A 16,073-nucleotide genomic window follows, 5' to 3' on the forward strand; every position below is an offset into this window, starting at 1 on the left:
TCCAAACAAGGGAGACAAGGAAGACAAGGAGGACAAGGAAGACAAGGAAGAGGTGTTTGTAAATCATTTAGGACTGCTATAGTTGAATGAGAGAAAATAAATCTATATAAGGCTTTTTCAATCCAAAATTCAAAATCTAAAATCCAAAATTTTGTTCAATTTTTCTTCTTTGCTTTCCAGGTTCCTCCATAGACGTAAAAAGGGTTATTTTGACTCACTTGTTCCCAACAATTAGAGCAAACAAAAACCCATTGTCCATCTTCTTCGTACTTGATTCGATAAAGAACCGATGCGGTTAACCCACATCGGCTGCAAAATTTAACCCTAATTCTTGTCATGCGATCGCAGAAGCTTGTGGTTTGGCAAAAATCATCCTTCCTGCAGAAGTTTGCAAAGCACTTGTAACGACGACTCGGATTTCGCCTCCTACATAACCACTCCCTTCTTCAACCACAACCATTGTGCCATCATCAAGATAGCCAATGCCTTGACTTGGTTCTTTCCCCTCTTTCAGTACCTTTATGTCAATATTGTCACCTGGCAAGTAAGTAGGACGAACTGCGTTTACCAAGTCATTAACATTCAGCACCGGAACTTTCTGTACGCTAGCCACTTTTGATAAGTTATAATCATTTGTTAGTAACGTACCGTTAATTTCTTGAGCAAATCGGACTAACTTAGCATCAACAGTTGTAATATCCTCATAGTCAGTGAGGTTAATGACGATCCGCTCTGGGTAAGTTGCTTTGATTCTGTTAAGAATTTCTAGCCCGCGTCTTCCCCTGACTCGCTTTTGGTCTTTACTTGCATCGGCAACTTGCTGCAATTCTTGTAAGACAAACTGGGGTACAAGCAGTTGCCCTTCTAAAAACCCAGTTTCCAGTAGTGATTCAATACGACCGTCTATAATACAGCTAGTATCTAAAACTTTGGTACTGGCAGGTTTGAGAGTCCCTTCCGCGATCATTGTCTCTACGGTATTGGGACTAATCAGGCGCAACAGCCCCCGTCCGTGGGAATCAGCTAAATTCATGCCCGTATATGACAGAACAATACTACCCACAACAGCCACCAAAGGTTTAATAAAGCTAAAATCTGCTGGAATTGGTAGCAAAAACAACGGAGCAAGCATTAAGTTAGCTATCAGTAGCCCAACAACCAAGCCTATAGCACGAGTTAGAATCACATCAAATGGTAATTCCCGGACTTGTGCTTCCAAGCGTCGGTATCCTGTCTGGAACCTTAATCCAACTGCACCGCCAATGATAGCAGTGAAAGCAGCAAAGACCAAGCGTAAAGCTTCTTGGTTGCTAACGTTGGCCAGAGATCCGCTTGGTAAGAGGTCTATACTGTAGTAACCTATGCCCGTTGCTGCCAGGACGAATGAGAAAATAATAATTGCATCAACCATGATTGTGTTGTTTTCCAGAAATTGTGTTAACCAAGCAAATAAGGTATTTTTTATTTCCTCGGTAAGATAGATTTAGACATAAGGATAAACTATGAAGTATAAAGTGAAATCCCTTTATGAATTTATCCAGGAGATTGTCCCCCTTCTGGAATGTGTATAAATTTTTTTCATCCTTTGTCCCTCATTCTTCGTACTTTCTAGGAGTTTTGTCTGACAAGATATGCACTTATTATAACCAAAGAGTTTTATGCTTTATCTTTTTCATCTTTTTGTTGTAAAACGATAAAAAAATCTAACATGACACAGTAATTTTCATTATTTGTAACTCTTCGATTAATAATTTAAATATTTATCAAAATGGTTCATCCAGTCAATATTGTCGGCACTCCTTCCTCCGCTTATGTTCACATCCCCTTCTGCAGGCGACGATGCTTTTACTGCGATTTTCCTGTATCAGTTGTCGGAGATCGCTTGCGGGGTGAAACATCAGGCACTATTTCTCAATACGTTAGCGCCTTGTGTCAAGAAATCACCATGACACCGAATCTCGGTCAACCATTGCAAACAATTTTTTTTGGTGGCGGTACTCCCTCCCTTCTTTCTGTAGAACAGTTACAAACCATATTGACAGCGTTAGATAGGCAGTTTGGCATATCGTCTGAAGCAGAAATTTCCATGGAAATGGACCCAGGCACTTTTGACTTAGCCCATATACAAGGCTACCGTGCAGCAGGCACAAACCGGATCAGTTTGGGCGTGCAAGCTTTTCAGGATGATTTGTTAAAAGTGAGTGGGCGATCGCACACTGTCTCAGACATTTTCGCAGCTGTGGATTTAATTCGACTAGTCGCAGTTCCCGAATTCAGCATAGATTTAATATCGGGATTACCGCATCAAACTTTAGATAGGTGGGAAGAATCTTTAGAAAAAGCGATCTCCCTATCACCTACGCATATATCTATTTATGACTTGACAATTGAGCCACAAACTCCTTTTGGGCGGTATTACAAACCTGGGGATCGCCCTTTACCAACAGATGAAACCACAGTTGAAATGTATAGCTTGGCACAGAAATTTTTAAAAAATGCAGGTTACGAACATTATGAAATTTCTAACTACGCCCAACCGGGACATCAATGCCGCCACAATCGAGTTTACTGGGAGAACCGCCCCTACTACGGCTTTGGCATGGGAGCGGCAAGTTATGTAGGAGGAAAACGCTTCAACCGCCCGCGTACCACTAAGGAATATTACCGATGGGTGGAAAATGGAGCGCTCGTCGATTGTGATGTGACACCAGCAGATGAAGTTTTACTAGAAACTTTAATGTTAGGGCTGCGGTTGGCAGAAGGAGTCAGCTTAGCGGTTTTGGCAGAACAGTTTGGAGAAGACAAGGTAAAAGCGATCGAGCAGTGTTGTGCAACATATTTAAGAAAGGCTGGGTAGAAGTTGTAGGTGGAAGGTTGCGACTAACCGATCCCGAAGGTTTTTTGTTCTCTAATGTGGTGCTAGCAGAGTTGTTAGGGGGTAGGGAGTCGGGGGTAGGGGTAGGGTACCTCGTTCCCAGGCTCCGCCTGGGAATGCCTTCGGTGAGGCTCCGCCTCCTGTTGCTGTATAGCTTGGCTCCGCCTCGCACCCTGTATTCCCAAGCCTTGTCACCGGATCGAGAGACAAGAGCTATGTCACAATGAAAGTGAAACAGTCAAGTCGGAAGGATTGACTCCAAGCAATGGCAGAAGAAACAAATCACAATCAAGCAGGAGAAGTTACTCCCAGCACTGTCGATAAGCAAGCCCCCAGTGTCGCTGAAGAAAACGCTCCCAGCACAGATTCACCTGAAGCGACAAGCATTCCAACTGCCAACGCTCCAGACCCCACAACGGCAAACCCAGAAACTAATCCCAATGCGGCACAAGCCAAAACTGCACCCCCTAAACGGGAAAAGCCAGCAGGTAAAGCCACAGGGGATGGGGACGAAAAACCAGCCGCCGCTGCTAAAGCAGGGTCAAAAAAAGAGAAAGCACCTGGTGTTGAGGATAAGCCATTTGTAGAGTTTATACAGCAAGACTACTTGCCAGCTTTACAAAAAGCGATCGCAAAAGAAGGGGTACAAGATTTACAATTATCTTTTGCCAAGCAGAAGCTTCCCATCGTTGGTTATGAAAAAGCTGAAGACTGTTGGCAAATAGCGGGTAGTTGGCAAAACGGGCTGCGCCAGTTTAACCTGTATTTTCCTGAAGAAGACATTCAAGGGAAAAAAGCATTTTCCTGTAATGAAGGGAAAAAGCCCAGCACTCTTGAGTCATTCCTTATAGATGAGCGCAAAATCACACTAGATCTTTTGGTGTTTGGTATTGTGCAGCGTTTAAACGGTCAAAAGTGGTTGGGAAGAAACTAGCCAAGCTCGTGGAAATGGTAGGTAACGGCTCCTGTAACAGGATCGTTATCTATCGTTACATAACCAGATTTCAGCATTTGCTTGAGTGTTGCTTCCACTTCCGTAAAACTAGCCCCAGTTTCCATGACTCCTTGAGTCACAGTGATTGTGCCACTTCTTTTTTCTGCCACTTTCAGCAGTTGTATCATCAGTTTTTCTTGAGGCGATTTGTAAACCTCAGTTGCTGCAGGAGTTTGATTTAAAGGTACGCCAAAGGGAGACACACCAGCTTTGAGCTTGAGCCTCATTTCTTGTTCATCAACCATATTAGGGATCAAGAATAAATCGACAAACTGCCCAATCCCCAGCAACCCAAAAGTAAACATCCATAGCAAACCCGTCCCTATCTTGCCATTGTACAAGCGGTGCAGCCCACCCGTTACTCCTAAAAAACCAACTATATTTAAAATGTAAGAGACAAGAAGACGATCTTGATGTTCTCTATTAGTATTATTATTCTCTGCATTCATCACGTTCAAACCCCTCTTATTCTCTCTGCACCCTCTGCGCCCTCTGCGCCTCTGCGGTTCATTAAAATTTTTATCATTATCATAAAATTTCCATAAATAATACAAATACGCTTGACACCCTACCTCTAGCATACTTCGGGAAAATAAAATTGTACTTCACCCGATAGGGTTGTTAATTGAAGTATTGTTGCAAGTCTTAACGTTTTAGGCGTCTGTTATTACCCCTAGCCTTGGTAGACTGAACTATACAAATAAAATACTGTCATCTGTCAAAGTTCGTGAACACATACCACATAACTTTGGCAGAAACCACGGAATAATAAGACATTCATGGCAATCAGGACATGGTAGATTCCCTAAAAAAACCAGGCTTTGAAGAAATACGGCCAGGGATTAAAGTCCCAGCCAAGGAAACTCTGCTGACACCCCGATTCTACACAACTGACTTCGATGAGATGGCACTGATGGACATTTCCGTCAACGAAGATGAGTTGCGAGCTATCTTAGAAGAGTTTCGTGCGGACTACAACCGCCATCATTTTGTTCGGGATTCCGAGTTTGAACAATCCTGGGATCGTATTGATGGGGAAACTCGTCGGTTGTTCGTTGAATTTTTGGAGCGTTCCTGTACAGCAGAATTTTCTGGATTTTTGCTTTACAAAGAACTCGGACGTCGTTTAAAGGATAAAAGCCCCGTTTTGGCAGAGTGCTTTAATCTTATGTCGCGGGATGAAGCACGTCACGCAGGCTTCCTCAACAAAGCACTGTCAGATTTTAATCTGTCCCTAGATTTAGGATTTTTAACAAAGAGCCGCAAGTACACTTTCTTTAAACCAAAATTTATCTTCTACGCTACCTATCTTTCAGAAAAGATTGGTTACTGGCGGTACATCACAATTTACCGTCACCTAGAAGCACACCCAGAAGATCGAATTTATCCAATTTTCCGTTGGTTTGAGAACTGGTGTCAGGATGAAAATCGCCACGGTGATTTCTTTGATGCCATTATGAAGTCTCAGCCACAAATGCTGAACGATTGGAAAGCGCGGTTGTGGTGTCGGTTCTTCCTGCTGTCAGTGTTTGCCACTATGTATCTCAATGACGTACAGCGCAAAGATTTTTATGCGTCAATTGGTTTAGATGCACGGGAATATGATAAGTACGTCATTGAAAAAACCAATGAAACAGCAGGGCGTGTCTTCCCCGTCATGCTAGACGTTGAGAAGCCGGAATTCTACGAGCGTTTGGAAGTGTGTGTCAAGAACAACGAGAAGTTGACTGCGATCGCTAACTCCAAAACTGCCAAATTCCTGCAATTCTTCCAGAAGCTACCCTATTACATCTCCAACGCTTGGCAAGTCTTGCGGTTGTACTTCATCAAACCAATTGATGCTGAAGCAACTCGATACGTTGTGCGGTAGATGTAGTCAATAAAATAGAGAGACGTTGTAGTAACGTCTCTCTATTTTATGTGATGCTATCCAATGATTATAGAGAGTTTTTCTGTTTAATTTGAAAACGGAGTCCTATTTTTCTGGTGACGATGCATTTTTCTGGCTTCTGATTTTTCTCTTGCCTTGCTCAAACCAACCGCCACAATATAGGTCATTTCTGCTGCTATTTGATACGCTGAGTGAATATTAGCTTTTTCTTGCTCGCTCATCAGAACCTCGCAAAGAGTACGGAAATCCGGGACGACTAGTCCAGAAACAACGATGACACTTAAAATTTGCAGTCCGAATTCCTTATTAGTCGTTCGTTTGGGTTACAAAATAAGAATATAGTGAAGAGCTAGCGATCGACTTCATCCAATTGGCTCACCCGATCGGGTGATATTGAACACTTATCAAGTATCGGTTACTACTGTAATTCTGTAAGTAGGTAGGGCTAAAGCCCTTAAGGGAAATAGTAGGTTGGGTAAACCCGTGTGCGAAACCCAACAAATGCTGATAAATGTTGGGTTTTGTTCCTCAAACGCCAGTAAAGGTGCGGAGGGAAACCCTCCTATGGCGCATTCGCGCCACGCACACGGTTCAGGGCTGGCTCCCCAACCTACGTAATTTCGTATTTTTATGCAAAACTTACGCAGTATTGGAATCTCGTGATGTTTTTACTTTAAATCATTCGTTAGGCTTTGACAGTAGGATCGTTTTCCTCAGTATTTTTCATTAATTATTAGTGAGTAAGTCGGTTTAAATAATAATTTCTGGTTTGTAGTAGAAACGCATGCGCTAAAGCGCTACTACGAACAAAATACAAACGTATTATATATATAACTCTTGTATTTAAGTCAGTTTTTTAATCAAAAATTGTTTTATTGTTAAGTTTTGTAAAAAAAAAGCGGATTTTACTGAAAATATATGCAACCTACTAAGAGGATTTGTTAAAAGTAACTTTAACTACCAGTAATTAATAAACGTGTAGCAAAATTATTATTCAGTCACTGCTGTTTCTTTGACAAACACAATGTTCAAACAAAGTAAGCATCAACTGTATTTGAGCTTGGTCGCAAAAGTGGGAACAATTGGCTTGTGTACGTACTTATTAGGTACAAATTGTGCTCCTGCTCAAGAACTCAAGCCTGCTCCAGATAACACGTTAGGTGCTGAAAGTTCTACAGTTAGGCAAATCGACTCTCAAACCTATAGAATTGAAGGGGGCGCAACTCGCGGAGCTAATCTATTTCACAGCTTTTCACAATTTCATGTTGGTGAAGGACAACAAGTCTACTTTGCTAACCCATCCGGTATTGAGAACATTTTGAGTCGAGTGACGGGAATTGACCCTTCCAAAATTTTTGGGAAGCTTGGTGTTGAGGGTAATGCTAACTTGTTTCTCATGAACCCCAACGGAATTATTTTTGGTCAAAATGCCAGTTTGGATGTTAGAGGTTCATTTGTAGCAACCACTGCAAATGCCATTAAGTTTGGCGATCGCGGTTTTTGGAGCGCTTCAAATCCCGATACTCCCCCGTTACTCACAGTCAATCCATCAGCTTTTTTATTCAATCAAATAAATCCCGCACCAATAGTCGTCGAGCGCTCGGTCGGACCGACACCAGTCACAAACCTCACTCAACAGGCTTCTGAAGTAAGCCTACCATTTGCAATTCTACCACTATCACCAACAGATCCATTAGATTTTGCTCTAGTAACAATACCATCTGTACTGAAAGAACTCTCACCTGATACAACACCACCCGTTATACCACCAGCTATCGCACCTCCTGTCGCACCACCACCAACCATACCTGAATCGGATTCAACTGGTTTGCGTGTTGGAGATGGTAAGAGTTTGTTATTCGTTGGTGGAAATATCATTCTAGACGGTGGCTCTCTCAGTGCTCCTGGGGGCAGAGTGGAGTTGGGAGGATTGGCAGAAGCAGGGACGGTGGGGTTAAATATGAACGGCGATCTGCTGAGCTTAAGTTTTCCAAAAGGTGTAGCACAAGCTAATGTATTCCTCAGCAATCTCTCTAGTATAGATGTACGTGCCTCCAATGGAGGTAGTATCGCTATCAATGCTCGATCGCTGAAAATATCTGACAGCCGTCTTAATGCTGGTATTGGACAAGGATTGGGGACAAACAACAGCCATGCAGGAGATGTTGTACTCAATGCTACAGATGATATTGAGATATCTAGAAGTTCTATCTCCAATGCGGTGGAATCTGAAGCAGTGGGCAATAGTGGTGGTATTTTTATCAAAGCGAGATCTTTAACTCTGAGCAATGGTACTGAAGTCGTTGCCAGTACATTTGGACAAGGAAATGCAGGAAATATATCTATTTGGGTAGATGACTTTATATCAATTGTTAATCAAACCCCAGAATGGGTCGAGATATTTTCTTCCTATCCTGAAGACGAGACTTCACCATCGACTGAAGCCGCGATCGCAAGACTTGGGGATAGTACAGGTATCTTCAGTACAGTAGAAAAGACCGGTGTTGGTCATGCAGGCGATATTGAAATTTATTCGCGCACTCTTTCTTTGTCTGATGGAGCGGAGATTCAATCCTTAACACGTGGAAATGGGAAAGCAGGAAACATTCGCGTCAATTCTACAGAGTCTGTAAATCTTTTAGGCGTTTCTACAAAAGGGTTCTCCAGTGGGTTCATCAGTTCCACAGAACTTGGTGCAACAGGACTTGGAGGTGATATTACTGTCACGACTGGTGACTTACGCATCTCTAATGGAGCAGTTCTCAGTGCTAGAACGAGGAGTGGCAAAAATGGCGGTAATATCACTGTTAACACCGATACCCTTAAGTTAACAGACGGCGGACAAATTTTAACCAGTAGTTTTAGTAGTGGCAGTGCAGGCAACATAACTCTTAATGCCACCGATAGCGTTTATATTTCTGGAAGCGATCGCACTTTCAAAGCGCGACGCCAAGAATTTGGTGGTGAGACAGTTGATAACGATGGTTCTAACAGTGGTTTGTTTGCCCGTGTTCGAGGTGATGCAACTGCCAATGCAGGCAAAATTGCGGTGAACGCTCGCTTTATCCATCTTGACAATCAAGGCACTATCTCGACAGAAACAACCTCAGGTGAAGGTGGAAATATCATTCTCACAGCCAGAGATATTTTATTACGCAACAGCAGCATAACTGCTACTGCAGGAACTGCTCAAGCTGATGGGAATGGGGGCAACATAGATATTGACACGGAGACATTAGTTTCTTTAGAGAACAGTTATATTACTGCTAATGCAGCTAAAGGAAGGGGAGGTAATATAACAATCGATACTCAGGGACTCTTGCTATCTCCTGGGAGTCACATTACTGCCAGTTCTGAATTTGGTATAGATGGTGTTGTTGAAATTAACACTCCTGAAATTGACCCCAATCGTGGGTTAACCAAATTACCACAAGCACCACCACCGGATACTCAAGTAGCCCAAGCTTGTTTGGATGATGTCGATACGCAGCAGAGTGAATTTATTATGACCGGACGTGGAGGAATTGCACCTAGCCCTTATCAGATGTTGGCATCTGATGATGTGCAGGTAGGGTGGGTGTCACTTTCCAACCAAGAGATAAATGTAGTTTCTAATCAAAAACCAAGAAATACTCATCAATTTAAAATTCAAAGTTCAAAATTCAAAGGTGAAAATGTTTCCCCATCATCCAATCAGATTGTTGAAGCCCAAGGATGGGTTGTGGATAAGAATGGTGAAGTCACTCTCATTGCTCAACCACCCAAGGTAAATCCTCATAGTTCATGGCAAAACACTGCTTTTTGTCACTCTTAGGAGCAGTTTCTTTGCTTCTGTCTTCAGCCCCCACCTTTTTCCGGCGAGGTGGGAATTACCATCTTAAATAGTGTGGGTGTAACAACTCATCTAACCAATTTTCAACTTGTAAGCGCAAGCGGAAGCTTGGTTCTCCCTTATTGGAACCATAAGAAGGTAAGTAAGTTAAAGCACGACGGTAATCAGCGATCGCGCAATTCCAGTCGCCCCAGAGATGATACGTTCTGCCTCTCTCTGCTATGATGTGTCCCTCTAATTCACCAAAAAGTAGAGCCGCCTCAAAATCTTCTACTGCTTCTTCATATTGCCCCAAGTCACGGAAAGTAATACCTCGATTAATCCATGCTCTCACATGACCCGGATTTAAATCCAAAGCGCGATCGTAGTCTTCCAGAGCTTCTTCTAATTTACCACAAGCCGCATAATAATTGGCTCGGTTATTGTAAGCACTTGCCAATTTAGGATTGAGTTCTAGGGCTGTATTGTAATCACAAAGAGCTTTTTCTGTTTCACCACTTTGAAAATAAATTAGTCCTCGGTTGTTGTAATCAACAGCATTGAGGGGATGGCGAGCAATCAATTGATTCAACAACTCAATTGCTGCAATATACTGTCCTTGTTGAGCCATTGTTAGAGCACGAGAGCGCAAATAACCATCTCCTACAGAGGATTCGTCTCTACCGTTAGCCTCTTGCTCTCGTGATGCATTTATATTCAGCGCAAATGGGTGGAGGTGATTTTGCTGGTCACCAGAAGCTAAAAATGAGTGACTGTTCATAGTTTCCTGCCTGAGCCGCTTGCTCTTGTGAGATCAACTTATAGGTTTCATCGTGCTTGTGGTTTTACCCCTGTGTCACTTGTTAAGGTGTCTGTGAGTACTTGGGCGCAAGCACCCAAGCTGGACTTGAGCTGTCCTAACAAGTAAGAATTTATGCTTAGAGGAGCCATATGGCTCTTGGGGTTCTGCACCAAATTGAGGCACCTTACATAATTGATGCTTCAATCTAATAATGGATACTTCATCCCCAAGTTCAATTCCAGATACAGCAGTTATCAATCCCTCAGATTATTCAAGTAGAGGTAGCTGCAACTTGATAAAATGACCAATGGAGTTAGGGGTTAGGGATTAGGGGTTAGTGGTTAGTGGTTAGAAATTATCTACTCCCTACTCCCCACTCCCTACTCCCTAGTTCAGTGCTTTGATAGTACAGAGGTCTGACTTATAAAGAATGAGTAGGATTGCGGAAATTACTAAGACTCATTACTCAGAACTCCGGACTTTCACAGAAATTTGGGTAGTTCCGCACCTAAAAAGCTTGAATTAAACCCTCTTGTAGACTTTGTAAAGTTTTGACAAAATTTGTTATGACAACAGTAATTTCTTATTCCAACGCACCCGACTTAACAGCAGATGACTACATCGTTATCGGTTTAGCAACCTGTTTTGTAAAAGAAGACGGAGAAGTTCATCAAGTCGATATTGTAGAACCAATTCCCTCGGCTTCTCTAGAAACGCTCTTTAAAGGTACTAATACCTCATATAAGCTTGCTTATGCTACCACTTTAGGCAGCTTGGTGGACAGGGACAAGCTCAAAATTCCTTCTGAATTTCCTGAATCTGCCCAACTTGGTCATGATTTTATGGAACGGGCGATCGCAGCTGCTCGTACCTATAAGCGTCGCGAAGTAGCAAAATCTCTGATTCCTCTAGGTACAACCTATACCGATTTCAAATATTCTACTGAACGAAAGAGAGTATTAAATGTGACAAGAAATGTAACTAAAGAAGACAACATCAAACAGCATCCCAACACCCACAAAGTTCTCTAACAGAAGATAGAAATAAGAGGGCAGATGGGACTTATGCACTGTAAAAATTGACCATTATATGGTTTAAAGGATAATGGTCGCCCTAGATTGGTAGTTATCAGTTATCATTATTCACTGTCAACTGATAACTGGTAACTGATAAATGTTAAAACTATATGGTGGCGCAATGAGCCGTGCATCCATTGTTCAGTGGTATCTAGAGGAACTTGAAATCCCCTACGAGTTTGTTAAGCTCGATTTGCAAGCAGGGGAACAACGCAAACCGGAATACTTAACAATTAACCCAGTAGGAAAAGTCCCTGCCATAGTAGATGGTGACTTCACACTATGGGAATCGGGAGCCATTTTGCTTTACCTGCAAGAGAAGTATGGAAAAGTTACACTTTCACTAGAAGAAAACGCCAAAATAGCACAATGGGTATTATTTTCCAATGCCACTTTAGCAACAGGCATTTTTACAGAAGCCAGTCGGGAAAAAGAAACGCCCCGCCTATTAACTCCTCTCAATGAAGTATTTGAACGGCAGCCCTATTTGCTTGGTGATGAATTTACAGTTGCTGATGTTGCCGTAGGCTCGATTCTAGCCTACATTTCCGTTATGTTGAAGCTAGATTTCAGTCCATATCCAGCAGTATTAAATTACATCAAAAAAATCTCTGAGCGTCCAGCATTTCAAAAGAGTATTGGAGCGAGAGGTTAGTTGTTGGTGGTTAGTGGTTAGTTGTTAGTTGTTAGTTGTTGGTTGTTGGTTGTTGGTGTTAGTGCTAATGACTAATGACTAATGACCAATGACCAATGACCAATGACAACTAACAACCAACAACCAACCTACCGATAATTTGTAAATTGCAAAGCAACAGGGAAATCTTCTTGCCGCAACCTTTGGATTACGGCTTGCAAATCATCTTTACTTTTAGCGGTAACACGTACAGCATCTCCTTGAATTGATGCTTGTATTTTTTTGAATTCATCGCGAATAAGCTTGGAAATTTGCTTGGCATTTTCCTGACTGATACCCTTTTTTAGGGTAATTTCTTGACGCACGCGATTACCACTAGCAGAGTCAACTTTGCCAAAATCAAATATTTTTTGCGAGAGATTGCGTTTAGCAACTTTATCCCTCAGTATTCCCTGTACTGCTTCCAATGTAAACTCGCTATCAGTATTAACGGTAATCCTGTCTTCTCCTAATTCAACAGTTGTTTGAGTATCTTTAAGGTCGTAACGACCTTTAATCTCGCGCACAGTTTGATCGACTGCATTGACCAACTCTTGTCGGTCAAAGTCGCTAACAATATCAAAGGAAAAGGTAGAAGCCATAGAAAATTCTTAAATTGCTACTAGTTAATGGTTAGTGTTTAGTCGTTAGTGGTTGGTCGTTAGTTACTCTAATAACAACTAACCACTAACCTACTGACCACTAACCATTATTTGTTAGTTACTTCAATTATACTGAGGGCAATGAGAGTGGCAGAACCAAGAAAGCCAACAGCAAACATCAGGGATCTCAAAATCGGAACATTAAAAATATAAAAAGCTGAGTATAGCAATCTAGCTACAACAAAGGTGACTGCAGCACCTGTAGCTGCGGGAGAATTCACACCTGTTACGTATGCCATTAATGCTGCTGCCGTAAAAATCATAAACGCTTCAAACGAGTTTTGGTGCGCCCAAGTTGCTCGTTGAGCGTAGGGTGGTAGTTTATCAAACATGGCGCGAGGAGCGGATATATCATATCCAACTTGCACGCGACCATAACTTACCACTAAAAATGGCACGTAAATCAGAACGGCAGCAGCCGCAATAGAGTACAAAAAAATAGTCATTTAGTTATCGGTCATGAGTCATTGGTCATTAGCTATGAGTCATGAGTCATTAGTCCAACATAAAGGACAAAAGACAAATGACTCATAACTAATCAAAGTAGAATAGCGTCACCAGTTTTCTTTGCTCTTCTGCTTCCTTACAAGTTTGCAGCAGAGTTCTACTGTCGTGAAATGCAAAGCAGATAAGTTGCTGACAACGGGAGACAATCTCCTTGTTACACAAGTAACTCGCTTCTGCAAGAGACAGATGATTGTTGGTAGGATTTTCAACCAGATGCATCACCTGTTCTAGCTGCTGACGCGATTCTAAGGGTTGGCGTTCTAAGCTTTGAGGTAGAATCACCGTTAGCAAATTGGGGTCAGCCCGCATTGCTCCCTTAATAGCAGCTGAATTAGTACCAGTAGCGCCGGAAGTTATGATCCGATTCCCCGTTAAAACTAAGGCATAGCTCATCATCTCAATAAGATTCTGATGGGTAATCGGGACATGACGAGACCCCAGCAACGCGATTCTTTTGGAACCTGTTTGCTGGATTGTCGCCAGTTCTAGCGCTAATGTATCGACGTTAATAAGGTCTATTGACTGGCTCAAAGATGAACAAATAGTAGATTAAACGACCAAGAATTTTAGCAGACAAGGGATGTTTTCGGATGAATTTCTGGGATAGGGATAGGGTAGGGGTAGGGTTAGGGTTAGGGATTGGGCATAAGTGTGGTACTTCTTGTCTCCCTTGTCCCCCTTGTCTCCAATCCCTACTCCCTACCCCCCTACTGTAGTGCTGCTGCTGGATTGAAATCTAGTAGAGAAAGCAAACGGTCAATGTCAAAATGCTCTGCCATAAAATGGCGAATACACTGAACTTTAATTGGTTCGTGAAGGCGCACATTTCCAAAGGCGCGATTAATAATTTCCACGGTGGTGAGGGTATCCAAGTCAACGGATAAAATTGGGATTTCTAATTCTTCAGCGCGGCTGAGAATGAAGGAGGGAGGTGGTAGCTGCCCGGTGAGAATAAGACAATGGGTGGAAGTTTCTAAAGCAGCTTGTTGAATTTCCACTCGATCGCCTCCTGTAACGACTGCCATATTCCGGCGCATATTAAAATACTTTACGGCGGCATTGACATTCATCGCGCCGATAGCAAGGCTTTCTACCATTAAATCAAGGCGATCGCTACGACACAAAACTTCTGCGTTTAACTGGTTTGCCAGTTCGCCTACACTCACACTGCGTAACAAATCGCTTTTCGGCAACAAACCCAGTACGGGAATCGCTTGTTGTTCTAGAAAAGAGCGCATAGTCGTGTTAGCGGCTGGCAGTTGTTCTGTGGGAATATCGTTAATGACAACACCAATCAAGCGATCGCCCATAAGCTGCTTGGCAGCGATTAATGGCTCAACGGAAAGTAGCGACTTATAACGAGCTACTAACAGGACAGATGCATTTACAACTTCTGCTACTTGTAGCAAGGACAAATTAAACAGAGTCCCTTCTTCCAAATTTCCCGGTCCTTCGAGTAACACCAAGTCGCCGAGTTGCATTTGCGAATATTGCTGTGCCAAAGTTTTTTGATAATCATTTTTATCTAACCCTTGCAGGTACTTTTGCACGGTAATTTCATCTAAGCTCAGCATGGTTGGTGCAATCCGGTTTTCCGGTAAATTAAGGCTAGTTGTAATGAATTGAACATCTTCCTCAACCAAACTGTCCGGGGATTTGTTCCAACAAGTCCCTAATGGTTTACCGTAAGCAATATCAAGCCCTTTTTGCTGAAGTTGATAAGATAAACCGAGAATTGTTGCAGATTTACCGCAGTAAGGCTCTGTAGATCCAATCAACAAATATTTAGTGGACTTTGGCACGTATGCACTCCTAGTTTCAAACGTTAATTAGCTTTCAGCACTCTTGCATATGCGAGTAGCGGGAACTCTACGCAAACAGCAGTCAGCTTAATTTTTGCTAAAAGCAGATGGCTAATTGCTGATGGCTTTTCACAACTTAGCTAGGTCTTTCTAATTTTAGGTCTAAGTTTGCTATCTTTGATAAGTGACACTTTGCTAAAAACCTCGAAAAAAGAAGTGACGGGCTAAAAGTACTTTTTTATATTCTGGCACATTCCCGGAGGAACTGCTTTGAATATAGGGAGCGCAGGTAAGGCTTTCAATCTTCTATACGCAGCAACTTCCGGTAGAAGGTTTGGGAAAAATCTGTCGTGCGGTGGCGTTTATAGTTTTCTAAAAGCTCGATTAAAAAAACAATAAACTCGAAGCTTGCCATCATCACTTCGTAGCTAAGTTCAGCATTACCGTCAAACTGGACTCGACAGCGAGTTAAGTCTGAAGGCAAGGTAGCAACATTCCAAGTTGCAACAAAGGGAATATTGTCACTGCCTTCTATCTTGCGGTAACCTTCCAAAACTCCCTTTTGGTAGAGACCAATCGCAAAAGGCAAGAAATTACGCTTGTTATTACCTTGAATGTAAGGCAGGTACACACTTGCTTGTTGCTGAGCGGCGGGCTGGAGTTGATCGATAGACATACTCTAAATATTCCTAATGTTAAATTGACAATTGGATACATTAACTGCTCTCAATAGTATTCCCAAAAATTAGTGACCAGTCATCACCTAACCAGTGACCGACGTTCTCTCGTTCCCAGGCGGAGCCTGGGAACGAGAGAACGTCGGTGGACAATGCCCAATGCCCATTTTTTGCTAAGAAATGTGACAATGTCAGGTACAATAGGTCTGCACTGGCTTTTATTGAAGCTGGGATACACTCAGGCTTATAAGCTTGTTGTGCGAACCCTATAGCTGTTGAAAAATACCACCAATCTCAAGGTAA

Annotated in this window: 14 protein-coding genes and 1 pseudogene; 6 read left to right on the plus strand and 9 right to left on the minus strand. The window is 42.4% G+C overall.

Annotation, left to right across the window (positions count from 1 at the left end; genetic code table 11):
- Window positions 1-334: 334 nt before the first annotated feature.
- Entirely contained in the window at window positions 335-1,411 is a 1,077-nt protein-coding gene (locus F7734_RS19350) for a PIN/TRAM domain-containing protein (protein ID WP_155746204.1), read from the minus strand.
- 357 nt (window positions 1,412-1,768) lie between these two features.
- Here F7734_RS19350 and hemW point away from each other — a divergent pair.
- A pseudogene (gene hemW / locus F7734_RS19355) lies at window positions 1,769-2,931 on the plus strand (radical SAM family heme chaperone HemW); the annotation flags it as partial.
- A 209-nt stretch (window positions 2,932-3,140) separates the two neighbouring features.
- Window positions 3,141-3,809, plus strand: coding sequence for a DUF2996 domain-containing protein (locus F7734_RS19360; protein ID WP_155746205.1), 669 nt, complete (start codon window positions 3,141-3,143; stop codon window positions 3,807-3,809).
- Here F7734_RS19360 and F7734_RS19365 read toward each other — a convergent pair.
- Window positions 3,806-4,318, minus strand: coding sequence for a TM2 domain-containing protein (locus tag F7734_RS19365; RefSeq protein WP_155746262.1), 513 nt, complete (start codon window positions 4,316-4,318; stop codon window positions 3,806-3,808). The two genes, F7734_RS19360 and F7734_RS19365, sit on opposite strands and share 4 nt — an antisense overlap.
- Before the next feature lie 344 nt (window positions 4,319-4,662).
- On the opposite strand from F7734_RS19365, the gene acsF reads away from it, so the two are divergent.
- On the plus strand, window positions 4,663-5,739 hold the full coding sequence (acsF, locus tag F7734_RS19370) for a magnesium-protoporphyrin IX monomethyl ester (oxidative) cyclase (RefSeq protein WP_155746206.1): 1,077 nt from the start codon (window positions 4,663-4,665) through the stop codon (window positions 5,737-5,739).
- 86 nt (window positions 5,740-5,825) lie between these two features.
- Here acsF and F7734_RS60785 read toward each other — a convergent pair whose 3' ends face one another.
- Window positions 5,826-5,981: a hypothetical protein gene (locus tag F7734_RS60785; protein ID WP_166482004.1), complete on the minus strand. Its 156-nt coding sequence runs from the start codon at window positions 5,979-5,981 to the stop codon at window positions 5,826-5,828.
- Between the two features lie 803 nt (window positions 5,982-6,784).
- Between F7734_RS60785 and F7734_RS19375 the strand changes: the two genes are divergently transcribed.
- On the plus strand, window positions 6,785-9,574 hold the full coding sequence (locus F7734_RS19375) for an S-layer family protein (RefSeq protein ID WP_155746207.1): 2,790 nt from the start codon (window positions 6,785-6,787) through the stop codon (window positions 9,572-9,574).
- A 55-nt stretch (window positions 9,575-9,629) separates the two neighbouring features.
- Here the strand turns inward: F7734_RS19375 and F7734_RS19380 are convergent, their stop codons facing one another.
- A complete protein-coding gene (locus F7734_RS19380) occupies window positions 9,630-10,352 on the minus strand; it encodes a tetratricopeptide repeat protein (RefSeq protein WP_155746208.1) in 723 nt (240 codons plus the stop codon).
- 587 nt (window positions 10,353-10,939) lie between these two features.
- On the opposite strand from F7734_RS19380, the gene F7734_RS19385 reads away from it, so the two are divergent.
- The gene (locus F7734_RS19385; protein WP_155746209.1) at window positions 10,940-11,404 is read left to right on the plus strand and encodes a hypothetical protein; all 465 of its coding nucleotides are present in this window, start codon (window positions 10,940-10,942) and stop codon (window positions 11,402-11,404) included.
- A 142-nt stretch (window positions 11,405-11,546) separates the two neighbouring features.
- Window positions 11,547-12,104: a glutathione S-transferase family protein gene (locus tag F7734_RS19390; RefSeq protein WP_155746210.1), complete on the plus strand. Its 558-nt coding sequence runs from the start codon at window positions 11,547-11,549 to the stop codon at window positions 12,102-12,104.
- 128 nt (window positions 12,105-12,232) lie between these two features.
- Here F7734_RS19390 and F7734_RS19395 read toward each other — a convergent pair whose 3' ends face one another.
- The 5 genes from F7734_RS19395 to ebsA form a co-directional block, all read right to left on the minus strand.
- Window positions 12,233-12,724, minus strand: a complete 492-nt coding sequence (locus F7734_RS19395) for a YajQ family cyclic di-GMP-binding protein (RefSeq protein WP_155746211.1) — start codon at window positions 12,722-12,724, stop codon at window positions 12,233-12,235.
- 107 nt (window positions 12,725-12,831) lie between these two features.
- Window positions 12,832-13,230: an MAPEG family protein gene (locus F7734_RS19400; RefSeq protein WP_155746212.1), complete on the minus strand. Its 399-nt coding sequence runs from the start codon at window positions 13,228-13,230 to the stop codon at window positions 12,832-12,834.
- An 88-nt stretch (window positions 13,231-13,318) separates the two neighbouring features.
- Complete coding sequence (locus tag F7734_RS19405) at window positions 13,319-13,822, minus strand: hypothetical protein (RefSeq protein WP_038081576.1); 504 nt, start codon at window positions 13,820-13,822, stop codon at window positions 13,319-13,321.
- Between the two features lie 176 nt (window positions 13,823-13,998).
- Window positions 13,999-15,093 carry a phosphotransacetylase family protein gene (locus tag F7734_RS19410; protein ID WP_166482005.1) on the minus strand — a complete coding sequence of 365 codons (1,095 nt, stop codon included), beginning with the start codon at window positions 15,091-15,093 and terminating at the stop codon, window positions 13,999-14,001.
- Between the two features lie 298 nt (window positions 15,094-15,391).
- On the minus strand, window positions 15,392-15,769 hold the full coding sequence (gene ebsA, locus F7734_RS19415) for a type IV pilus biogenesis protein EbsA (RefSeq protein ID WP_155746213.1): 378 nt from the start codon (window positions 15,767-15,769) through the stop codon (window positions 15,392-15,394).
- Window positions 15,770-16,073: the final 304 nt, after the last annotated feature.

Source organism: Scytonema sp. UIC 10036 (assembly GCF_009725235.1).

Coding starts and splice junctions, on each gene's coding strand:
- F7734_RS19390 (WP_155746210.1), top strand. CDS start 11,547: ATGTTAAAACTATATGGTGGCGCAATGAGCCGTGCATCCATTGTTCAG.
- F7734_RS19385 (WP_155746209.1), top strand. CDS start 10,940: ATGACAACAGTAATTTCTTATTCCAACGCACCCGACTTAACAGCAGAT.
- acsF (WP_155746206.1), top strand. CDS start 4,663: ATGGTAGATTCCCTAAAAAAACCAGGCTTTGAAGAAATACGGCCAGGG.
- F7734_RS19400 (WP_155746212.1), bottom strand. CDS start 13,230: ATGACTATTTTTTTGTACTCTATTGCGGCTGCTGCCGTTCTGATTTAC.
- F7734_RS60785 (WP_166482004.1), bottom strand. CDS start 5,981: ATGAGCGAGCAAGAAAAAGCTAATATTCACTCAGCGTATCAAATAGCA.
- ebsA (WP_155746213.1), bottom strand. CDS start 15,769: ATGTCTATCGATCAACTCCAGCCCGCCGCTCAGCAACAAGCAAGTGTG.
- F7734_RS19380 (WP_155746208.1), bottom strand. CDS start 10,352: ATGAACAGTCACTCATTTTTAGCTTCTGGTGACCAGCAAAATCACCTC.
- F7734_RS19360 (WP_155746205.1), top strand. CDS start 3,141: ATGGCAGAAGAAACAAATCACAATCAAGCAGGAGAAGTTACTCCCAGC.
- F7734_RS19350 (WP_155746204.1), bottom strand. CDS start 1,411: ATGGTTGATGCAATTATTATTTTCTCATTCGTCCTGGCAGCAACGGGC.
- F7734_RS19375 (WP_155746207.1), top strand. CDS start 6,785: ATGTTCAAACAAAGTAAGCATCAACTGTATTTGAGCTTGGTCGCAAAA.
- F7734_RS19365 (WP_155746262.1), bottom strand. CDS start 4,318: ATGAATGCAGAGAATAATAATACTAATAGAGAACATCAAGATCGTCTT.
- F7734_RS19395 (WP_155746211.1), bottom strand. CDS start 12,724: ATGGCTTCTACCTTTTCCTTTGATATTGTTAGCGACTTTGACCGACAA.